At 61.8% G+C, this 22,867-nt stretch carries 14 protein-coding genes; 3 read left to right on the top strand and 11 right to left on the bottom strand.

The window, feature by feature from the left end; all coding sequences use genetic code 11:
• Positions 1-5: 5 nt before the first annotated feature.
• The 3 genes from ACU680_RS16570 to ACU680_RS16560 all read right to left on the bottom strand — a co-directional run bounded on the left by ACU680_RS16570 (position 6) and on the right by ACU680_RS16560 (position 3,551).
• Positions 6-1,256, bottom strand: coding sequence for a sarcosine oxidase subunit beta (locus tag ACU680_RS16570; protein WP_003206307.1), 1,251 nt, complete (start codon positions 1,254-1,256; stop codon positions 6-8).
• A gap of 20 nt (positions 1,257-1,276) precedes the next feature.
• Positions 1,277-2,530 carry a serine hydroxymethyltransferase gene (gene glyA / locus ACU680_RS16565; protein WP_003228965.1) on the bottom strand — a complete coding sequence of 418 codons (1,254 nt, stop codon included), beginning with the start codon at positions 2,528-2,530 and terminating at the stop codon, positions 1,277-1,279.
• A 310-nt stretch (positions 2,531-2,840) separates the two neighbouring features.
• Positions 2,841-3,551: a TraX family protein gene (locus tag ACU680_RS16560; protein ID WP_448179998.1), complete on the bottom strand. Its 711-nt coding sequence runs from the start codon at positions 3,549-3,551 to the stop codon at positions 2,841-2,843.
• A gap of 126 nt (positions 3,552-3,677) precedes the next feature.
• Between ACU680_RS16560 and ACU680_RS16555 the strand changes: the two genes are divergently transcribed.
• Complete coding sequence (locus ACU680_RS16555; protein ID WP_038363178.1) at positions 3,678-4,718, top strand: threonine aldolase family protein; 1,041 nt, start codon at positions 3,678-3,680, stop codon at positions 4,716-4,718.
• 261 nt (positions 4,719-4,979) lie between these two features.
• The gene (locus ACU680_RS16550; RefSeq protein ID WP_448179997.1) at positions 4,980-5,804 is read left to right on the top strand and encodes an SDR family oxidoreductase; all 825 of its coding nucleotides are present in this window, start codon (positions 4,980-4,982) and stop codon (positions 5,802-5,804) included.
• Between the two features lie 105 nt (positions 5,805-5,909).
• Here ACU680_RS16550 and gbcB read toward each other — a convergent pair whose 3' ends face one another.
• A complete protein-coding gene (gene gbcB, locus ACU680_RS16545) occupies positions 5,910-7,010 on the bottom strand; it encodes a glycine betaine monooxygenase reductase subunit (RefSeq protein WP_448179996.1) in 1,101 nt (366 codons plus the stop codon).
• 281 nt (positions 7,011-7,291) lie between these two features.
• Between gbcB and gbca the strand changes: the two genes are divergently transcribed.
• Positions 7,292-8,587: a glycine betaine monooxygenase oxygenase subunit gene (gbca, locus tag ACU680_RS16540; protein ID WP_027610658.1), complete on the top strand. Its 1,296-nt coding sequence runs from the start codon at positions 7,292-7,294 to the stop codon at positions 8,585-8,587.
• Between the two features lie 114 nt (positions 8,588-8,701).
• Here the strand turns inward: gbca and ACU680_RS16535 are convergent, their stop codons facing one another.
• From ACU680_RS16535 to dgcA, 7 genes are all read right to left on the bottom strand, one after another.
• Positions 8,702-9,946 carry a metallophosphoesterase family protein gene (locus tag ACU680_RS16535; RefSeq protein ID WP_448179995.1) on the bottom strand — a complete coding sequence of 415 codons (1,245 nt, stop codon included), beginning with the start codon at positions 9,944-9,946 and terminating at the stop codon, positions 8,702-8,704.
• Positions 9,947-9,971: 25 nt separating this feature from the next.
• On the bottom strand, positions 9,972-11,840 hold the full coding sequence (locus ACU680_RS16530) for a c-type cytochrome (protein ID WP_448179994.1): 1,869 nt from the start codon (positions 11,838-11,840) through the stop codon (positions 9,972-9,974).
• A 193-nt stretch (positions 11,841-12,033) separates the two neighbouring features.
• Positions 12,034-15,489, bottom strand: coding sequence for an alpha/beta fold hydrolase (locus ACU680_RS16525; RefSeq protein ID WP_448179993.1), 3,456 nt, complete (start codon positions 15,487-15,489; stop codon positions 12,034-12,036).
• A gap of 1,125 nt (positions 15,490-16,614) precedes the next feature.
• A complete protein-coding gene (etfB, locus tag ACU680_RS16520) occupies positions 16,615-17,385 on the bottom strand; it encodes an electron transfer flavoprotein subunit beta (RefSeq protein WP_448179992.1) in 771 nt (256 codons plus the stop codon).
• A 9-nt stretch (positions 17,386-17,394) separates the two neighbouring features.
• Positions 17,395-18,615 carry an electron transfer flavoprotein subunit alpha gene (etfA, locus tag ACU680_RS16515; protein WP_448179991.1) on the bottom strand — a complete coding sequence of 407 codons (1,221 nt, stop codon included), beginning with the start codon at positions 18,613-18,615 and terminating at the stop codon, positions 17,395-17,397.
• Positions 18,615-20,564 (bottom strand): dimethylglycine demethylation protein DgcB, encoded by a 1,950-nt coding sequence (gene dgcB, locus ACU680_RS16510; protein WP_448179990.1) that lies wholly within the window; start codon positions 20,562-20,564, stop codon positions 18,615-18,617. The genes etfA and dgcB overlap by 1 nt, the downstream gene beginning before the upstream one ends.
• A 210-nt stretch (positions 20,565-20,774) precedes the next feature.
• Entirely contained in the window at positions 20,775-22,835 is a 2,061-nt protein-coding gene (gene dgcA / locus ACU680_RS16505; RefSeq protein ID WP_448179989.1) for a dimethylglycine demethylation protein DgcA, read from the bottom strand.
• Positions 22,836-22,867: the final 32 nt, after the last annotated feature.

Raw genomic sequence — 22,867 nt, 5'->3', positions numbered from 1 at the left:
TCCTGTTAGTGGGCGACGGCAGCAGCGCCGTGTTCGTCGATGAGTGCGCCGTTATGGAAACGGTCGATGGAAAACGGTGCAGCCAGCGGGTGCATTTCACCCTTGGCGAGGCTCGCGGCAAACACGTTGCCCGAGCCAGGTGTGGCCTTGAAGCCGCCGGTGCCCCAACCGCAGTTGAAGAACATGTTCGGCACCGGGGTTTTCGAAATGATCGGGCAGGCGTCCGGGGTGGTGTCGACGATGCCGCCCCACTGGCGGTTCATGCGCACCCGCGACAGCACCGGGAACATCTCGACGATGGCCTGGATGGTGTGCTCGATCACCGGGTACGAACCGCGCTGGCCGTAGCCGTTGTAGCCGTCGATACCGGCGCCGATCACCAGGTCGCCCTTGTCGGACTGGCTGATGTAACCGTGCACGGCGTTGGACATGATCACGCTGTCGATAATCGGTTTGATCGGCTCGGACACCAGCGCTTGCAGCGGGTGGGATTCGATCGGCAGACGGAAACCGGCGAGCTTGGCCATGTGCCCGGAGTTACCGGCGGTGACCACACCGACACGCTTGGCGCCGATGAAACCCTTGTTGGTTTCAACGCCGATGCACACGCCGTTTTCCTTGCGGAAACCGATCACTTCGGTCTGCTGGATCAAGTCCACGCCCAAGGCGTCGGCGGCACGGGCAAAGCCCCAGGCCACGGCATCGTGACGGGCGACGCCGCCGCGACGCTGCACGGTTGCGCCCATCACCGGGTAGCGGGTGTTTTTCGAGCAGTCGAGGTACGGAATCTCGTCGGCCACTTGCTTGGCATTGAGCAGTTCGCCATCGACGCCGTTGAGGCGGTTGGCGCTGACCCGACGCTCGGAATCACGGATGTCCTGCAAGGTGTGGCACAGGTTGTAGACGCCGCGCTGGGAGAACATCACGTTGTAGTTCAGGTCCTGCGACAGGCCTTCCCACAGTTTCATCGCGTGTTCGTACAGGTGCGCCGACTCGTCCCACAGGTAGTTGGAACGCACGATGGTGGTGTTGCGCGCGGTGTTGCCGCCGCCCAGCCAGCCTTTCTCGACCACGGCGACGTTGGTGATGCCGTGCTCTTTCGCCAGATAGTAGGCGGTCGCCAGACCGTGCCCGCCACCACCGACGATGACCACGTCGTAGACCTTCTTCGGCGTCGGCGTGCGCCACATGCGCTGCCAGTTCTCGTGGTGGCTGAGGGAGTGTTTGAAGAGGCCGAAGCCCGAATAGCGTTGCATAGTCATTTACTCCAAACCGCTCAGCGATAAACCGGGTAGTCGGCGCACAGTGCCGCGACGTTCTTGGCCACATTCGCTTCAACGTCGGCGTCACCGAGGTTGTCGAGGATGTCGCAGATCCAGCCGGCCAGCACTTCGCACTGGGCGACCTTGAAGCCACGGGTGGTGACGGCCGGGGTGCCGATGCGCAGGCCCGAAGTCACGAACGGCGACTGCGGGTCGTTCGGCACGGCGTTCTTGTTGACAGTGATGTGCGCACGGCCAAGGGCAGCGTCAGCATCTTTGCCGGTCAGGCCCTGACGGATCAGGCTGACCAGGAACAGGTGGTTGTCGGTGCCGCCGGACACTACATCGTAGCCACGTTTGATAAACACGCTGGCCATGGCCTTGGCGTTGTCGATCACTTGCTGCTGATAGGCCTTGAATCCTGGCTCCAGCGCTTCCTTGAAGCACACCGCTTTACCGGCGATGACGTGCATCAACGGGCCGCCCTGAGCGCCGGGGAATACCGCGGCGTTGAGCTTCTTCTCGATCTCTTCGTTGGACTTGGCGAGGATCAGCCCGCCACGCGGACCGCGCAGGGTTTTGTGGGTGGTGGTGGTGACCACGTCGGCGTACGGCAGCGGGTTCGGGTACAGACCGGCAGCCACCAGACCGGCGACGTGGGCCATGTCGACGAACAGCAGCGCACCGACCTTGTCGGCGATCTGGCGAAAACGCGGGAAGTCCAGGGTCTTGGAGTAGGCGGAGAACCCGGCAACGATCATCTTCGGCTTGCACTCGACGGCCAGACGCTCGACTTCGTCGTAATCGATCAGCCCGGTGTCGGTGTTGATCCCGTACTGCACCGCGTTGTACAGCTTGCCCGAGGACGACACTTTGGCGCCGTGGGTCAGGTGACCGCCGTGGGCCAGGCTCATGCCGAGAATGGTGTCGCCCGGCTGGATCAGCGCCAGGTACACCGCGCTGTTGGCCGAGGAGCCGGAGTGCGGCTGAACGTTGGCGTAATCGGCGCCGAACAGCTGCTTGGCGCGCTCGATGGCCAGCGCTTCGACTTTATCCACATGCTCGCAGCCGCCGTAGTAACGCTTGCCCGGATAACCTTCGGCGTATTTGTTGGTCAGGCCGCTGCCTTGCGCCTCCATCACGCGCTTGCTGGTGTAGTTTTCCGACGCGATCAGCTCGATGTGATCTTCCTGACGTTGCTCCTCGGCATTCATCGCCGCCAGCAGTGCATCGTCATAACCCTGGATCTGGTCTTGCTTGCTGAACATCGCGTCTCTCCCGGCGGCGTCGGTGCGCCATTTCGTCTTGGTCAGGCACGCGGCTTGCGGCGGTGCCCTTTGATGCGATGGTATGGCCGGCGCAGACAGCCCAGATGCCTACGGACGCCACACAAAGGTGCGTTTACGACATGGCCGGGAAAGCTCAGGCACACAATGCCTTCTGTGGCGAGGGAGCTTGCTCCCGCTCGGCGGCGCAGCCGTCGCAAAACCTCAGCATGCGGTGCGCCTGATAGACCTTATGTTGAGGATTTGGGGCTGCTGCGCAGCCCAGCGGGAGCAAGCTCCCTCGCCACAGGTGTCAGGCAAATACTGTGCGTAGTGCCAGGAGAATGAGGAAATGCAGGGGATAGAGTGCGTAAGCCCAGCGCCGCATTGGCGGTGGCTGGAGATGTCGCGCACGTCGCAACAAGAACAACCCAAGCGATGGCGCAACCAGACACGCCGCGATACCAAACACCGCCACGTGGTTGCCGAACTGCGCCGCCTCATACAACACTTGCCACTGATTACCCGCCAGACACACCAGTCCCGGCAGCAGGCCAAAATACCCGGGGCGACGAATCACCCACAGCAGCGCCAGCGGCAGCAACACGCCAAACACGCCGAACATCAGCCATTGCGAAAACAGCGCCGCCAGCAGCAACGCACCTGCGCCCAAAAGCCGCGACAACAACGTGCGATCCTGCCAGCCCCGCGCTACCAGCAATCCCAGCGCCAGGGTGGGCATCACGTTCAAAGTGTCGGGATCTGGAATGTACAAGCGGTAAGGAAACTCGCTGACCAGACTGAACAGCAGCAACCAGCCCAAATAACGCCACTCGGTCTTCTGCGCACCGGCGCGGGCAAGATTCGCCGCCATCGCCAGGCAGAACCACGGGAACGCCAGACGTCCCGGCACATACAGCCAATCGGCGCTGATCCCGACATATCGCAGGTGATCGAGCAGCATGCTCAGCAGCGCCAGCCACTTGAGCAAATCCAGCGCGCCGTCGCGTTTAGTCACGTGCATAATCGGGCAACAAACTGGTAATTTTCTGACTGCGACATCCCGTGTGCTCCCCGGAAGATCTTCGGTAAAGTGCGCACCCTCATTGACCACGAGCCTTCACAAGAGTCTCGACCACGGAAGCCGGCCATGACCGACAAGAGCCAACAATTCGCCAGCGACAACTACTCCGGTATCTGCCCCGAAGCCTGGGCCGCCATGGAACAGGCCAACCACGGCCACCAGCGCGCCTACGGCGACGATGAATGGACCGCACGCGCGTCCGACCATTTCCGCCAACTGTTCGAAACCGACTGCGAAGTATTCTTCGCCTTCAACGGCACCGCCGCCAACTCGCTGGCGCTGTCGTCGCTGTGTCAGAGTTACCACAGCGTGATCTGCTCGGAAACCGCCCACGTCGAAACCGACGAATGCGGCGCGCCGGAATTTTTCTCCAACGGCTCGAAACTGCTGATCGCCGGCACTGAAAACGGCAAGATCACCCCGCAGTCGATCCGCGAAGTCGCGCTCAAGCGCCAGGACATCCACTACCCCAAACCGCGCGTGGTGACCCTGACCCAGGCCACCGAAGTCGGCAGCGTCTACACCCCGGAAGAAGTCCGCGCCATCAGCGCCACCTGCAAGGAACTGGGCCTGCACCTGCACATGGACGGCGCGCGCTTCTCCAACGCCTGCGCGTTCCTCGGTTGCTCGCCGGCCGATCTGACCTGGAAGGCCGGCGTCGACGTGCTGTGCTTCGGCGGCACCAAGAACGGCATGGCGGTGGGTGAGGCGATCCTGTTCTTCAACCACAAACTGGCTGAAGACTTCGATTACCGCTGCAAACAGGCCGGGCAACTGGCGTCGAAAATGCGCTTTCTGTCGGCGCCGTGGGTCGGCATCCTCGAAAACGATGCGTGGCTCAAATACGCTCGCCACGCCAACCATTGCGCGCAATTGCTGGCCGAACTGGTCAGCGACATTCCCGGCGTCGAGCTGATGTTCCCGGTGCAGGCCAACGGCGTGTTCCTGCAACTCTCGGAGCCGGCCATCGCCGCGCTGACCGCGAAGAACTGGCGCTTCTACACCTTCATCGGCAAGGGCGGCGCCCGCTTCATGTGCTCGTGGGACACCGAAGAAGAACGCGTGCGCGAACTGGCCCGCGACATCCGCGAAGTCATGTCCGCCTGATTCCTTGGCAAATGAACTCCTGTAACGAGTTGATCCCCTGTGGCGAGGGAGCTTGCTCCCGCTGGGCTGCGTAGCAGCCCCAAAACCTGAGTAGGCGGTTCGTCAGACAAACCGCATTGCCTGGGTTTACGACTGCTGCGCAGCCGAGCGGGAGCAAGCTCCCTCGCCACAAGTTCACTTCGCCGCCCCTATCGCGCCAGCTGCTTGGTCTACATTGTCTGTCGAGCCTCCGCTCACATAACAATAAGCAGGAGCATCGGCATGTCGCTACAAGGCAAAACCCTGTTCATCACTGGCGCCAGCCGTGGCATCGGGCGTGAGATTGCGCTGCGGGCCGCGAAGGACGGGGCCAATATCGTGATTGCGGCCAAGAGCGCCGAAACCCATCCGAAACTGCCCGGCACCATTCACAGCGTCGCCAAGGAAGTCGAGGCCGCTGGCGGCAAGGCCTTAGCGCTGCAACTGGACGTGCGTGATGAAGACGCCGTGCGCCATGCGCTGGCCCAGGCCAACGAGCATTTCGGCGGCATTGATGCGCTGGTGAACAACGCCGGGGCGATCAAACTCACTGGCGTGCAGCACATCGAACTCAAGCGTTTCGACCTGATGCACCAGATCAACACCCGCGCCGTTTTGCTGTGCAGCCAGGCCGCCCTGCCCTATCTGAAGAAATCCGCCGGACACATCCTCAACCTGTCGCCGCCGCTGAATCTGGCGAGCAAGTGGTTCGCCCAATACAGCCCCTACACCGTGACCAAGTACGGCATGAGCATGCTGACGGTGGGCATGAGCGAGGAGTTCGCCAGTTACGGGATCAGCGTCAATTCGCTGTGGCCGCAGACGATGATTGCCACGGCGGCGATCGAGTTTCAGCTGGGCAGTCGCGAGTCGTTCAAGCATGCGCGCACGCCGGCAATCATGGCGGATGCGGCGCATGTGATTCTGGATAGCCGCCAACGGCAGATCACTGGACGGCTGCTGATCGACGAAGAAATTTTGCGTGAGCACGGCGTGACTGAGTTCGATCATTACCGTTTCGAACCGGACAGCGACGCCGCGCTGATGCCTGACTTGTTCGTGAATTGAAACACCGCCCCTGTAGGAGCTGCCGAAGGCTGCGATCTTTTGATGTTGATCTTAAAAACAAGATCAAAAGATCGCAGCCTTCGGCAGCTCCTACAGGGGATTTCGTCAGAATTCGATTCTGACGTCGCCTTTAGGCACGCTGCAGCACGACAGGATGAACCCTTCCGCCTCGTCGTCCTCGGTAATCCCGCCGTTGTGCTCCATCTCCACCTCGCCGCCCAGCTTGAGCACCTTGCACGTCCCGCAGATCCCCATACCGCAAGCTTTCGGGATCATCAAACCAAGCTTGGCCGCCGCCGCGTGCACGGTTTCGCCCGGTGCAACGCGGATGCTCTTGCCGGAGGCGGTGAACTCGACCTGATGCAGATCCGCCGCATCGATTTCCGGTGCCTCGGCAGCCTGCTCGGCCTGCTCCACCGCATCGGCACGGGCTTCCGGTGGCGTGGCGCCGAAGGATTCCTCGTGATAACGCGACATGTCGTAACCGGCCACTTCCAGCAGGCGCTTGACCGCGTTCATGTACGGCGTCGGGCCGCAGCAGAACACTTCGCGCTCGAGGAAGTCCGGCACCATCAGTTCGAGCATCTTGTGATTAAGGTAGCCGCGATAACCGGCCCACGGCTCGCCGAGCCCGTGCTTCTCGCAGATCAGGTGCAGGCTGAAGTTGTCGATCCGCGACGCCATGTGTTCCAGCTCGCGGTGATAAATGATGTCTTTTGGCGAGCGGGCGCTGTGAATAAAGGTCATGTCGACATTGGCGTTGGTGTCGTAGAACCAGCGCGCCATCGACATGCACGGGGTGATCCCCACGCCGCCGCTCAGATACAGCACTTTCGGGCTCGGGAAGTCGATGGCGTTGAACAGCCCGACCGGGCCGTGCACCGCCAGCTCCTGGCCTTCATGCAGGGTGTCGTGCAGCCAGTTGGAAACCTTCCCCCCCGGCACCCGCTTGATGGTCACCGAGAAGCTGTAAGGCACCGACGGCGAACTGGAAATGGTGTACGAACGCATGATCGGCTGGCCGTCGATTTCCAGCTCCAGGGTCACGAACTGCCCGGGCTTGAAGAAGAACAGGATCGGCTGGTCGGCCATGAAACAGAAGGTGCGCACGTCCCAGGTTTCCTGGATGACTTTGACGCAACGGACGATGTGTCGGCCATTGGCCCAGGTCTGGGTGGTGACCGGATTCAGGAAGCTGTTGGACATGCTGTTCTCCACGGCCGACTGTCGGCCTTCATGTGGCGATTCTGCGTATAGCGTGAACCGCCCGTTTACCTATCCGCGACATCGGCATACTTATCGCGACCAGCCCCCAACCACCGGGGGTTGCGCGTCGGGAACAGATTGCGCCATGTCGCCCATGGATAAGGTTCCGCCCAGCGCCGGCCCCACACTCGCCTCACACCAAGACGAATTCTTTACACCTTGCGTAGCAACCCTGATCAGCCACTTTCGCGGCCACGCAGATGGCCTTGAGGAATACATCGATGGACGTCACCGCAAAAATCAGCCTGGGCGATCCGCTGGAACCCGCACGCAAGGCCACCGCACAAATGCTGCAGGAACGCGAGCGCACCTTTTCGCTGCCGCAGCCGTTCTACAGCGACGAGCGCCTGTTCGATATCGACATGCAGGAGATCTTCCAGAAAGAGTGGTTGATCGCCGGCATGACCTGCGAGATCCCGGCCAAGGGCAACTACCTGACCCTGCAGGTCGGCAAGAACCCGATCATCGTCATTCGTGGCGCCGACGGTGTGGTGCATGCCTTCCATAACGTCTGTCGCCACCGTGGCTCGCGCCTGTGCACCAGCGAAAAGGGCAAGGTCGCCAAACTGGTCTGCCACTACCACCAGTGGACCTACGAACTGGACGGTCGCCTGCTGTTCGCCGGCACCGAGATGGGTGCCGACTTCGACATGAAGCAGTACGGCCTCAAACCGGTGAACGTGAAGACTGCCGGCGGCTACATCTTCATCAGCCTGGCGGAAAACCCGCCGGCCATCGATGACTTCCTGTCGACGCTCAACCACTACATGGAACCGTACGACATGGAGAACACCAAGGTGGCGATCACCACCACCTTGATGGAAAAGGCCAACTGGAAACTGGTGCTGGAAAACAACCGCGAGTGCTACCACTGCAACGCGTCGCACCCGGAACTGCTGAAAACCCTGCTGGAGTGGGACGACGTCACTGACCCGCGCGCCGATCAGGCGTTCAAGGATCACGTCGCCGCCTCCGCCGCTGCGTGGGAAGCCGAAAAGATCCCTTACGCCCACGCCAGTTTCGGCCTGCGCAACCGCATCGTGCGCATGCCGCTGCTCAAGGGCACCGTGTCGATGACCCTGGACGGCAAACAGGGCTGCGCCAAACTGATGGGCCGGATCAAGAACCCGGACCTGGGCTCGATGCGCATCCTGCACCTGCCGCATTCGTGGAACCACTGCATGGGCGATCACATCATCGTCTTCACCGTGTGGCCGATCAGCGCCCAGGAAACCATGGTCACCACCAAATGGCTGGTGCACAAGGACGCGGTCGAAGGCGTGGATTACGACGTCGAACGCATGCGCCAGGTGTGGGACGCGACCAACGACCAGGACCGGCGTCTGGCCGAAGAGAACCAGCGCGGGATCAACTCCACCGCCTATCAGCCGGGGCCGTACTCGAAGACCTATGAGTTTGGTGTGGTCAATTTCGTGGACTGGTACAGCGAGCGGATGCTGAACAACCTTGGGGCCGAGCCTGCGCCTTACCTCAAGGGCGTCCCGGTTCAGGGCTAAAAGCATCGCTGGCAAGCCAGCTCCCACAGGGATCTCTGGTGTACACAAATGTTGTGAACACTTCATACCTGTTGGAGCTGGCTTGCCAGCGATGGCGTCAGAACATTCACCTCATCACTTGGATGACCACCTCACACTGCCATCCTCCCCAATAAACTCCTCAAAAATATCCTCCCCCACCAACCGCACCTTCGCATACCCGTTCAACACCCGCAGCGGATACGCCGGGTCGTTGGCATCCTGCTTCTCCGACCACAACACCCGCGAATGCCCGTTCAGCTCGCTGGCATTGCCATAGGGAATCGCCCCATGCCCGGCACATCGCGCATGCAAACCGCCCTGCTGCGCGTAAACGATGCCGTTGTGCAGATGCCCCCAGTACCAGTAATCCGGCTCACGCCCCAGGGCATCGCACACCGGTTGATACAGCGCAGTCTGGTGATGCCCGGAAATATCGAAGCCCTGGTGATGGCTGAGCACCATGATCTTTTTGCGTTTCGGCAGGGCTTTCATCCAGGTGATCTGCGGTTCGTTGAGCGTGCCGTCCATGTACAGGTTCATCGCGTCCGAGGCGTACGCCGAATCCAGCCCGACCACCAGCCAGTCGTCGTTGATCAAGGCGAAATAACTGGTGCCCTGCTGCCCCGGAAAGCGCTTGGCCAGTTCCTTGAAATAGCCGTGGGCGCCGCTGTACATCTCGTGGTTGGAGTTGAGGGTGAACGAGCCGTGGCTGCCCATCGGCCAACCGGCCATGTCGACGTCTTCCTGCGAGTGGCTGCCGGCGTAGTAGACGTCGCCCAGATGGATGGTGAAATCCGCCTGCGCCAGCTGCATCTGGTTGGCGACTGAAACCGCCGGCGCATGACTGTCGAAGGGGCCGGTGCCCCAGTCGCCGGCAATCGCCAGGGTCACGTCACGCTCCATCTGCACCACCGCCGGATCAGTGCCGAAGGTCGCGTGATGGCGCAGGTTTTCAATCCACTTGAGCAATGCCTCGCTCCAAAGCAGGTCGAGCAACTCCCACTTGCGACACCCCAGCAGACTGCCGTCCTGCAGCACCCGGGTCGCCAGTTGATCGGGTGATTGCGGCAACGGCGTGGCATTGCCGATGCGCAGGATCGACAGGCCATGGGACAACTCCCACGGCACCGCCGGCTCATCGCCCGGCAACTCACCGTTTTTCAGCACGTACTGCGCCTGATCGTGACCGCGCTGCAGCAGCTTGATGATCGCCTGAAACTCCTGCGGCTCCAGCTCGCTGATGAGCTTCATCCAGGCCATTTCCATGCGCGTGAACAAGCCGTGAATGCGCAGTTTGACCTTGTCGTACTCGTGTTCCCAATGACTGACCAGTGACATGGCGTAATCCTCTATCCGTAAGGGCTCACAGGGTTTTCATGAATTCGATCAACGCACGTTTGTCGTCGTCCGACAGCGTGGTGCCATAGAGGTGACCGCTGTTGTGGTTGCCCTCCAGTCGGGTGTCGTATTTGAAATCCGCCGAGGCTTTGGCCTGAGCGCCCGTGGTGACGAAACCGACGTTGACCGGGTCGTAGACGTCGGAGCCGGTGATGAACACCACCGGACGTTTTTCCGGCGGTTGCAGCAGATCCCACAGGGTCGGCACCGAACCGTTGTGCAGGTACGGCGCGCGCAGCCAGATGCCGTCAGTCGGCGTGTTGCTGTAGCTCTGGGTCTTGCGATACGCGCCGAAGTCGAACGGCGGTTTCTTGAAGGTATGGAACGCCGTCACCAGACCGGTGGTGAACGAATCGAGCCGATGTGGATCGGTGCCAAGTTGATCGATGTTGGTGGTCACTTGCCCGGTGTCGGCACGGCCGAAGTCGTGGCACGCGGCGCAATTGGCTTGCCAGATCGGTTTGCCCTGGGCGACCTTGGCCTGATCCAGTGCCCACGGCCACGTCGGCGCCTTGTGTCCGAGCAGCCAGTTGGTCACCCGGTTGAAGCTCGGCGGCAGCACCGATTCCGGCGTTGCGCCCACGGCCATTGCCGCGGCGTAGTTGCGTTCGTGGATCTTGTTGTTATTGCCGTCCCAATGCAGGTACATCGATTCCCGCGGCTTCTGGTTCCACACTTGCGGCAGGTCGACGGTGCCGATGGTCGAGTCATCCGGGAAGCCGAACACCACCATTTTCGTCGGGTTGAAGGTGTCGGTGCGGCCCGGGCCTTGTTGCGGACGCAGCTTCTGCCAGGCATAGGCCTGCTTCTGCTTGAGCAAAGCGCTTTTCGCCATCGGGATGATCAGGTAGCGGTTATAGAGCTTCTCGAAAAAGCCCAGCTGGAATTTGCCATTGATCGCCGCCATCACCGCGTCGGTGGTGAATTTCGGATCGCTGGCGCAATCGTAGGCGAACCACTGGAAGGCCTGCAGTTGCAGGGTGTTGGCCGGCGCACTCGGCACATTGACCGCAACGTCGCTGGCATTGGCGCGGTAGGAGCCGGTGTGGCACAGCGCGCAGTTCGGCTCCACGGTCGGGTAACCGATCTGCCGTTTGGCCATGCCGATCGGCAGGTCCTTGCCGTTCTCGTAGAGAAAGCCGAAGACCTCCCAGCCGCCGGGTTTAGGCAGTTTTTCCGGGCACATCTGCGGCAGTACGGCGAACAGGTAATACGGGATCCGCGCTTCGATGCCCAGGCCGATGGCGGCGTATTTGTAGTGGTCTTCGTCGGAGGCGTATTCCTGCTCCGGCACCACCCGCAACATCTGGTACCAGGTTTCATAACCGATGAAACCGAGCACCGCGACAACCACCAGCGTGCCGACCTTGAAGGCGTGGCTCTGCCATTGCCGCGCCCAGGCCGCGCGCCACTCGCGCCAGCCATCACACAGCAGCGCCCAGGGCCGGTCCGCGGGCGTGGTGCCGAGGTACAGCAGAATGCCGAGAATCAGGAAGAAGCTCAGATCGCCCATCAGCATCGGCACGAACACCGAACCCTGAATGCTCGTATTGATCAGGTAAATCCAGAACACCACGGCGATCAGCCGCGTCAGCACGCACAGCCAGGAGTGCACCACATAACGCGGCGCGTTGAAGCCCGAAGGCATGTAAAACACGCTGATGCCCACCAGCAGCATCCCGGCGTTTTCCAGCCACGGGTCGGAGAGTTGCGGCGGCAGCCCGACCACCGATGTCAGCAACCCTGGCGCAAACAGCGCCGGGATCGCGAACACCATGTTCATCGCAATGCCGATCCAGATGAAGCGTTGAAACCAGCGGATGTAAGTATCCATGTCATCCATTTCCTTGCGCAGACCTTAGGAGAGTCCCTCTATGTGATGAGCTTTTGTGGCGAGGGAGCTTGCTCCCGCTCGGCGGCGCAGCAGTCGTAAAACCGGCCATCCCGATCCATCAGACAGACCGCATGCGCTGGTTTTGGGGCCGCTTCGCAGCCCAGCGGGAGCAAGCTCCCTCGCCACAGGAACCTCATCCCCCCAAGGCAGTTTTCTCCAGGTGTTCAAGGATGAGCGGGTACACATCCACCACCGCGTTCTTGCCGAACATGCAGTCGATGTGGCCGTAGCCCGGCACCACATGCCGGCTGTAGCGCTCCGGCCCGTGGACTTCGCAGACTCGCTGGTAGGTCTTCAGCGTGCTTTCCGGCAGGTAGCACTGGTTCTCCGCGCCGCTGATAAAGCAGATCGGCATCGTCAGCCGCTCAAAATGCGGCATGTACACATCGTTGCCTTTGAAATCCACCAGATGCCCTTTGCGCACGATCAGCGCCAGGTGCTCGAAGGTCTCGATGTTCGATTCGCCGAACAACTCGTGCAGGTTGTCGTGCAGGGTTTCGTTGAGGGTGTCGTGGCGATATAGCGAGGCGTACATGAAGGTGATGCGGTGGCACACCGGGTTGGTGCAATAGCCTTGCGCCTCGATCCGCGCGTAACCGTTGAGGGCCTTGTCGTAGAGGCGGTTGAACCAGTTCTCCTTGCTGTCGGCGTAAGCGGTCATCGATTTGATACCGATCGCATCGAGCATCCCCGGCAGGTGCAGACCGGCCTTCAATCCGGTAGCCGTGGCGACCACCGTGTCAGCGGCAATCTGCGAGCAGACCACCGAACGCACACCCTGCAGCCCCGCCAGCAACGACATGAAGAAAGTGGTCGCGCCGTAGCAATGCACCACGCACTGCACGTCCTTGGCGCCGGTCTGCTGCTTAATCTGCGCAATGGCCGCCTTGAAGTCGTACTGGGCGATCTGGTCGCCGTTCCACTCCTTCTTGCTCGCCGGCAGCAGGATGCTCACCCGGAAATCCAGCAGCCACACGTCGTAGTCGTGCTTGCACAGGTACTCCAGCAGGTTGGTCTGGATGGTGTCGGTGGAAAAGATATTCGAACCGACGCCCAAGCCATGCACCAGCATCACCGGGCCTTTGCTGCCGGCCTGATAACGGGTCAGGCGCAGCTCGACGCCGTCCTCGGTGGGGAAGAAATGCACCGCCGGGGTCGGCGCATCCAGCGGCCGTTTCAGCCGTGGCGGCGCGTCGGGATTGAAGTATTTGTCACCGGCGAACACCCCGCCATAACTCTCCCAGAGAATCCCGGCAAAGAACTTGCCGAAGCGCGCCAGGCCTTCGATGCGCTCGCGCTCGTTGCGCGCGTTGAGCACTTTCATGGTGGTCATCTGCTTGGCGAAATCGGTCGGATGAATGTGCATCACCCCGGAGCCGATCACCTCGCCCGACTTGTCTGGCCCGCGATACAGCGTCACGTACAAAGTGCTGGTGTCGTGCCAGATGTTCAGCACGCCGTTGTCTTCCGGCACGGTTTTGAAGGCGCTGAAGAAGTAGTCGTTGCCGTCCTCGGCGGTCAGTTTCATGTCGTACTTCATGTGCCGCGTGTCGACCTGCTGCTCGAATTGTTCGAACAGGTTGAACACGCCATTGCTGGCGGTCAGCGGTTGCGGCGACAGCGCCGGTGCATTGACCGTACCGACAATGGTCGCGGCGTGTTCCGGTTCCTTGATCATCCGATTGAGGTCGTTGGCGGTGATGGTCAGGGTGAAGTCGATCGGCGAGTTGTCCGCCTCGCCGCGTTTGGCCGCAGCTTCGTAGACTTTCAGATCGGTGCTTTGCGCAGCGGTGAAGGCCCGGGAGAAATAGCCCTTCATGGTCTCGGTGAACTGCACGCCGAGGGTCGGTGGCGCCACCTGTTTGCGCGGTGCCGAGGGCAGCGTGTAGTCGATGCGCCAGCCACGGTCGGCAGCCAGCAGGCCCATGTTGCGCTCGCTCACGGCGGAGATGGTCAGCAGCGGATTGACCGCCAGCGAGGTCGGAATCACCGCGCCGTCAGTCACGTAGAGGCTGGCGTAGACATCAGTGCCGGTCGCACCGCTGAACACCTGACCCTTGTGATTGACCACCCCTTGCCCGGCGTCCTCACCCATCACACAACCGCCCAGCGGATGCACCGAGACGATGCTGTGCTTGAGCAATTGGGTCCAGATCGGATTCTCGACCCAGACCCCGCCCAACGCCTTGGTGCTCTGGTACAGGCGTTCGTTGCCGAGCTTGAAGTTTTCCTGCTCGCCGACGCCCGGCCAGTCGATGCGCAACTGATCCTTGTTGTCGAGAAGCATCCGGCCCTGGCCGCTGTCGTGACTCATGATCAGGTAGGTCTGCATGTTGTGCAGCGCGCCGTAGTACGGGCCGCGCAGGAAACTTTCGGCTTCGCGTTCCTTGTAACCAAGCTTGCCGCTGACACTGTCGTCGGTGGCCTTGCCGATCAGTTCGGCGAACCCGGCCATCGCCGGTACCATCGGCCGGCCGAGGGCGCCGGGGATCGAGCCTTCCTCGATGACCATGCGGCTGCGCCAGTCACCTTCGGTGCGCATGTCGATAATCGAGGTGATGCACGGGCCGACCGGGTGCAGTTCCTTGGCCGAATGCGCGCCGAAGCCGATGCCGTTGATGGTCTGTTCGCAGTTGTGGCCGAAGCCGAGAATGTCACCGTTGCCGCTCATGTTCTCGCCGAGCTGGCCGGACATCACCAGACCCTTGTCCCGCGAACGCAGCAGAATTTCGGTAGAGCCGAGGGTGCCGGCGGAGACCACGACGATATCGGCCTTCACGAACAGCGTCGGCGCGTCGAATTTCTCGCGCCCGCTGTCGAGGTACTGGAAGTGCACGATCCAGCCATCGCCGTCGCGCTCCAGATGCCGCACCTCAGCCTGGCAGAAAATCTCCGCGCCATGGTTCCAGGCATCCGGCAGATAGTTCATCAGCGTGGTGTTCTTGGCCTTGTTGTTACAGCCCGAGACGCAGTCGCCGCACTGGTTGCACGGCAGTTGCTCGACGCCGACGTGGTTGAGGTTGTTCGGCAGTTTGTCGAAGGTCACGTTGATCGGCGGCTTGTAGAAGTGCGCGCCTTGCTTGAGGTAGTCCGCCGATTTTTTGTTGGCGTCGAGCTTGGGCAGGTTCGGCGCGGTGTTCGGGTACGGATTGGGCTTGAGCATTTCCCGGGCGCGGGCGTAACCGTCCTTGAGCAGCGTATCGCGATGCTCGCGCACCGCCTGCGGCCAGCGCGGGTCATCGAACACCCCGGGCTCGGGCTCCAGGGCCACGTTGGCATTGATCAGCGACGTGCCGCCGAGGCCACAGCCGACTACCACGTTCTGCTGGGCGTTGACGTGCAGATCAAACAGCCCGGTGCGTGAGCCGATATGCCCGTCCGGGTCGTGTACCTGCAACTCTTCAGTGGCGGCGATCATGGTGTTGGGGTATTCGCCGGGCTGGATTTCCCGCCCGCGTTCGAGCAGGCACACCTGCTTGCCGGCCCGGGACAGGCGCGACGCAGCAATGCCGCCGCCATAACCGGAGCCGATGACGATCACGTCGTAGTGTTCCTTGATCTCGCTGATGGGCGTTGCGATGCGTGTCATGAGGGTGTTCCTCTCTCAGGCAGATGGGGCAACTCTGCGGTTGCCTGCAATCAATGGGCGAACGGGCACCTGGCCTCCGGGTCGAGCCCGGCGACAGCACAGCGGTTAAAACAGGAAGTTGCTACAGACGAGCGCGTTGATTGGCCGCACGACGTAACGTGCGCTTGCGTGGCGAGGGGGGATGGCGGTGTGGGCGGCTATCCATCATGCGTTCTCCCAGAACCAGATGTGGATAAGTGACGGCTGTCCTTGTGCCATTGCAGTGAAGACAGCGCAGGAATCGAAGTCAAGGCAACGCTTTAGAACTGTATGAAATCTGATCAATTGCTGTTTGGACTAAGCCTGGCAGGGCCTGCAGGGTTTGGCGAACAAGTTATCCACATAGCCATGCACAGCAAATGGGGGTAACTGTGGATGGATGGAAAAATAACTGGCTGATTTGTGAAGAAAAATCGTGACTTATCCAGAATGATGGTTTGCCTGACACATTGGCTATTTTTTGATCAAGTCTTTGTAAGCCACGGTTTTCATGGCTTGTAAAGGATGGCGAACACATTATCCACAGAAGCGCCAACAGACTTCGGGGGTAACTTCGCGGCGGCTGTGGAAAAGCGCTGAGGGCTGTGTGAAATCGCGGTCTACACGGGGATTATCAGCTTTAAAAGCTTAATCGATCAATTATTGATCAATCCTATACAGGCCACGTTTTATATGGCTTGCAGCGGACGGCGAACAACTTGTCCACAGAAGCGCCAACAGAGATTGGGGGCAACTCTTGAAGTTATTCAGGAGAAAAAGCCCGGTAAAACCGTGACTTAGGCTGGTTGTTTTTTGAGCTGGGGCCTAGAGGGCTTGATTGGCGTGGGGTACAGGGATGGGCGAACACGTTATCCACAGATCCGCCAACAGGGATTGTGGGTAAACACTACCCCTCACCCCAGCCCTCTCCCAAAGGGAGAGGGAGCCGACCGCATCGCCTGTTCAAACTCCACCGACCTGAACGAACATTGTGATCTCAGGCTTGGCCAGACCAAGGTCACTGCGCAATCGCAGGTCGATGTAATTAGCCAATACCACTCGGTCGGTCCCCTCTCCCTCCGGGAGAGGGCTAGGGTGAGGGGCTTTTCAGCGAACGACGCCTTCTTCGATCAGTAGTTTGAGGATCGCTTCCGCCCCGGCCTGCGCGGTGACACCCTTGAGCACTTGCCCACCGCCGCCACTGGCCTTGGCTGTCGCCGCCTTCATGCGGTCCGCGCCGCTCTTGGCCTTGATCACCTTCAAACGTTTCGGCCGTGGCTTGGCCGGTTGCAGTGTGGAGACGGCCAGTAGTTCATCGTCGAGCACCTCCACGTCTTCGGCATTCAACACCCCGCGTCGCGCCGGGCCGTAGGCACTCTGTCGAGGTTTGGGCGCGGCGTTATCCACAGTCGCCAGAAACGGCAGCTTCACCTTCAACCGCCGCCGCTGCCCGCGAGGCAAGGCTTGCAGCACCAGCGCCGAACCGTCGGTAATCGACTCGACCTGCGCCAGCCCCACCACCAGCGGCCAGCCCAGCCCCTCGGCGAGCAGAAACGGCAACATGCCCGAACCTTCACCGGTTTCCGCCTGACTGCCGGTCAGTACAACTTGGGCGCCCGCTTCGCGCAGGTACGCGGTCAGCGCCGGCAAAGCATCAGCGCCAGCGGGTTGTTCCAGCACATGTAGTTGTTCCAGGCCCATGCCCAGATAGGCGCGCAGTGCCAGTTCCGCAACGTCCCCGGCATGCAGCACTTGCAGTTTATCCCCAGCCAGTTGCAGGCCCAGCTCCACGGCGCGGGCATCCTGCTCGGCGCGGCGAGGCCGGCCCGACGTCGGGTGGGCACCGATGGAAACCAGACTGATGATCTTTGTGCTCATAACCGTTCCTTAAGCCGCATCGCGCTTGGCTTCGTTGCGGTAAGCCGCTACCGCCGCGATCAACGCCTGAAGAATTTCCGCGCTCTCGCCGATCACCGACAGGTCGGCACGCTTGATCATGTCGCAACCCGGATCGAGGTTGATCGCCACCACCTTGTCGCAGGCACCGATGCCTTGCAGGTGCTGGATCGCCCCGGAGATACCCACAGCCACATAAACCCGTGCGGTGACCCAGGTGCCGGACGCGCCGACCTGCCGATCACGCGCCATGAAGCCATCGTCCACCGCCACCCGCGAGGCGCCTTCGGTGGCGCCGAGGGCGGCGGCGGTCCTGTGGAAAAGCTCCCAATCCTTGACCCCGTTGCCACCGGAGAAGATGAACTCGGCTTCGGCCATCGGAATTGCTGCCGGATCCACCGCCACCGCACCCAGATCCTCAATCCGCGACAGGCTGCGCGCGACAGGTGTGGATAACTCAACCGGCAGCGCTTCGTGACGGGTTTCGCTGACCGGTTCCGCACATTCGGCAGACGCCAGAATCAAACGCGCCACCGGGCGGGCCAGATCCTGCAACCCGGCACCGGCGCGACCGATGCACTCCTGATCCTTGACCTGCCACACCCGCGTCGCCGGGCGCTCGCCCAGTGCCGCGGCAAACCGTCGACCGAGTTCACCGCCACCGCTGCGGCTGTCCGGCAGCAGCCAGTGGCGTGGGTTGAACTGGTTATCCACAGCCCGCAGGCCCTGCACCCGTTGCTCCGGTGCATAACCGCTGAATTGGTCGCCCTCCAGTACCAGCAAGCGATCGACGCCGGCCGTAGCGAAGGCGTTCTCTTTGTGTTCGCCAAACACCACAGCCAGCACCGCGCCGTCGTTGCCGGCCAGTTGATGAGCCAGACCGAGCAAGTCGCGGTCGTGGCTGCTCAGGCGACCGCCGACCATGTCCGGCACCACGCTGATGTAGAACGCCGGGGCCGGTACCTGATGCAGCGGCAACTGCACTTCAACCGTGGCCGAGCGTTTGACCGCCCCGCCCTGTTGCGCGCCGCTGCGGTCGATACGCTTGATGCCGTTGGGGCCGATGAAGCCGATGCCGTGCAGGTTCTTGCGAATGATCCCGTTGGGTCCCATCCAGCTGTGTTGCGCCGGTTGCATCGCCGCGTGCAGCGGATGCAGACGGTTACGCGCAATCCATTCGGCGCGCGGGTCGCGGCGGATAATGTCGCTCATCAGTGGGCCTCCGCAGGTTCACGTTTGGCCGGGGCGGCTGGCTTGTTCGGCGCGGCATCTTCGAGCAGCGCGTCGGCCACCAGTTCGGCGATGTCCTTGATCAGCGGACGCGGTTCGACCACGCCTTCGAGCATCGCCGTGCACTGTGGACAACCCACGGCCACCAGCTCGGCGCCGGTCTCGCGGATGTCGTCCATGCGCATGTCGGGAATCCGCTGTTTGCCCGGAATGTCGGTGATCGGCGCCCCGCCACCGCCGCCGCAGCAGCGCGAACGGAAGCCGGAACGTTGCATCTCTTTGACCTCGATGCCGAGGGCGCGCAGCACTTCACGCGGCGCCTCGTATTCGCCGTTGTAGCGGCCGAGGTAGCACGGGTCGTGGTAGGTCACGCTGTTGCCTTTGTGCTGACCGAGGTTCAGCGCACCGGCCTGAATGATTTCCGCCATGTAGGTGCTGTGGTGCTGCACCAGGTAGTTGCCGTCGAACGCGCCGTACTCGTTTTTCAGCACATGGAAGCTGTGCGGATCGCAGGTGACGATGCGGTTGAAGCTGTATTTGGCCAGGGTCTGGATATTGCGTTTGGCGAGCAGCTGGAAGGTCGCTTCGTCGCCTAAACGCCGGGCCACATCACCGCTGTCACGTTCTTCGAGGCCGAGCACCGCGAAGTCGACCTTCGCGGCTTTCAGCACTTTGACGAACGCGCGCAGGGTGCGCTGGTTGCGCATGTCGAAGGCACCGTCGCCGACCCAGAACAGCACGTCGGTGGATTTCTTTTCGCTAAGCAGAGTGAGGTTCAGATCCGCCGCCCAGTTCATCCGCCCGCCCGGAGCGAAACCGCCGGGGTTGTCAGTGGCGATCAGGTTTTCCAGGACCTCGGCACCCTTGTTCGGGGTCGCGCCTTTTTCCAGCGTCAGATGGCGGCGCATGTCGACGATGGCATCGACGTGCTCGATCATCATCGGGCACTCCTCGACGCAGGCACGGCAGGTGGTGCACGACCACAGGGTTTCGGCATCGACCAGACCATTGACGATCGGTTGATGCGGATTGCCACTGTGCTCACCGATTGGCTTGCCCGGATACGGACTACCGGCAAACTTCGCGTCAGTACCGCCGGCGAGGCCGACGACCATGTCCTGAATCAGCTTTTTCGGGTTCAGCGGCTGGCCGGCGGCGAAGGCCGGGCACGCCGCTTCGCACTTGCCGCACTGCACGCAGGCGTCGAAACCGAGCAGCTGATTCCAGGTGAAATCCTTGGGTTTTTCCACGCCTAGCGGTGCCGATGGATCATTCAGATCCAGCGGTTTCAAACCGGTGGAACGACCGCCGCCAAAGCGCTCGGCGCGACGGTGCCAGGCCAGGTGCAGGGCACCGGCGAAGGCGTGTTTCATCGGCCCGCCCCAGGTCATGCCGAAGAACAATTCCGACACGCCCCACAAAACGCCGAGCCCGAGAATCGCCGCGAGCAACCAGCCGCCGAAGTTCTCAGGAAGGATGCCGGCCACCGGCAGGGTCACCAGAAAGAACGAGGCCGAGAACGCCAACAGGCTTTTCGGCAGGCGCATCCACGGGCCTTTCGACAACCGTGCCGGAGGGTTGAGCCGGCGCCGGTAAACGAAGATCGCACCGACGAACATCACCGCCGTCATCAGCAGCAGCGCGTAGCCGAGGATGCGGTTATGCAGGCCGAAACCGTGCACCAGAATCGCCAGCACGATCGACGCCACCGCACCGCCGGCCGTGGCGACGTGGGTGTTGGCGATGTATTTGTCCCGCGCCACCACGTGGTGCAAGTCGACCATGTAGCGCTTGGGCATGGCGAACAGGCCGCCGAGCAGATCGACCTTCGAGGGCCGGCCCCGACGCCACATGGCCACCCGCCGCAACGCGCCCAGCACCGCAAGGGCCAGGGCTGCGAACAACAGGATTGGAAGAAGGGTGTTCAACATGGTGAAGCTCCCAAAGACCTCGGGGTCATTTGCGCGCTGCTGAGAACAACGCACCTACTTGTGGCGAGGGAGCTTGCTCCCGCTGGAGTGCGCAGCACTCCCAATACAGTCGCCGGTATATGCCTGATACACCGCGACTACAGGTTTTGGGGCCGCTTCGCAGCCCAGCGGGAGCAAGCTCCCTCGCCACAGGTGATGGTGGTCATGCCGTTAGAAATCCTTGCAGAGCCGCAGGGCGTCGTAGATCGCAGCGTGGGTATTGCGCTGCGCCACGCAGTCGCCGATGCGGAACAGCAAGTAGCCGTCGCCGGTGCTGCTCAGCGAAGGTTGCGGCTGGATCGCGAACAGCGCTTCCACGTCGATCTGGCCCTTGTTGCGCGAACCTTCTTTGAGTGAGTAGTAGATTTCCTCGTCCGGCCGCACGCCGTTTTCCACCACCACCTGATCGACCACCCGCTCCTCTTTGGCGCCGGTGTATTCGTTCTCCAGCACCGCGACCAGTTTGTCGCCTTCGCGGTAGACCTTCTCCAGCATCATGTCGCCGGTCATGATCACTTCTTTCGGGTACATGCTGCGGTAGTAGGTCGGGAATGACGTACCGCCGATGGCCACGCCCGGCTTGATGTCGTCGGTGACGATCTCGACCTGGCTGCCCTTGTCGGCGAGGAAGTCGGCGACCGACATCCCGGTGAACTCGCAAATGGTGTCGTAGACCAGCACGTTCTTGCCCGGCGCGACCTTGCCGTCGAGCACGTCCCAGCTGCTGACCACCAAGCCTTCGGCGGCGCCCCAGTGTTCGTTCTGCTCAAGGAATGGATGCCCACCGACTGCCAGCACTACCACGTCTGGACGCAGGTCCATGATGGTGTCGGCATCTGCAGCAGTGCCCAGACGCAGGTCGACTTTCAGCCGCGCCAGCTCCAGCTGGAACCAGCGGGTGATGCCGGCGATCTGGTCACGCTGCGGCGCTTTCGACGCGGTGGTGATCTGCCCGCCGATGAATTCCTTCTTCTCGAACAGGGTCACGTCGTGGCCCCGTTCGGCCGCCACACGGGCTGCTTCCATCCCGGCAGGGCCGGCACCGACCACCACCACTTTGCGTTTCGGCCCGGTGGATTTCTCGATGATATGCGGCACGCCCATGTATTCACGGGAGGTCGCGGCGTTCTGGATGCACAGCACGTCCAGACCCTGGTACTGACGGTCGATGCAATAGTTGGCGCCGACGCACTGTTTGATCTGGTCGACCTGACCCATCTTGATCTTGGCGATCAGGTGCGGGTCGGCGATGTGCGCGCGGGTCATGCCGACCATGTCGACGTAACCCCCCTCGAGGATGCGCGTGGCCTGGTTCGGGTCCTTGATGTTCTGCGCGTGCAGCACCGGCACCTTGACCACTTCCTTGATCCCGGCCGCCAGGTGCAGGAACGGCTCCGGCGGATAGCTCATGTTCGGAATCACGTTGGCCAGGGTGTTATGGGTGTCGCATCCCGAGCCAACGACGCCGATGAAATCGAGCATGCCGGTGTCGTCGTAATACTTGGCGATTTGCTTCATGTCCTCGTGCGACAGACCATCCGGGTGGAACTCGTCACCGCAGATACGCATGCCCACGCAGAAGTCGTCACCGACCTCGGCGCGCACGGCTTTCAGCACTTCCAGACCGAACTTCATCCGGCCTTCGAAGCTGCCGCCCCATTCGTCAGTCCGCTTGTTGACGCGCGGGCTCCAGAACTGGTCGATCATGTGCTGGTGCACGGCCGACAGCTCGACGCCGTCCAGGCCACCGGCCTTGGCGCGGCGCGCGGCTTGCGCGTAGTTGCCGATCACCCGCCAGATCTCTTCCGGCTCGATGGTCTTGCAGGTCGCGCGGTGCACCGGCTCACGGATGCCGGACGGCGACATCAGGGTCGGCCAGTGGAAACCATCCCAACGGGAGCGACGGCCCATGTGGGTAATCTGGATCATGATCTTGGCGCCGTGCTTGTGCATGGCGTCGGCCAGGTTCTGGAAGTGCGGAATGATCCGGTCGGTGGACAGGTTCACCGAACTCCACCATTGCTGCGGACTGTCGATGGCGACCACCGACGAACCGCCGCAGATCGCCAGGCCGATCCCGCCCTTGGCTTTCTCTTCATAGTATTTGACGTAGCGCTCGGTGGTCATGCCACCGTCAGTCGCGTAGACCTCGGCGTGCGCGGTGCTGAGCACGCGGTTGCGGATGGTCAGTTTGCCGATTTGGATCGGCTGGAACATAGCTTCGAAAGCCATGGCGGTCTCCTCAAATCGTTAAAAAACTACTG

It is taken from the genome of Pseudomonas sp. LF020, assembly GCF_053456425.1.
Note: the sequence above shows the minus strand (reverse complement) of the source record. Positions and strands in the feature narration are given on the sequence as shown.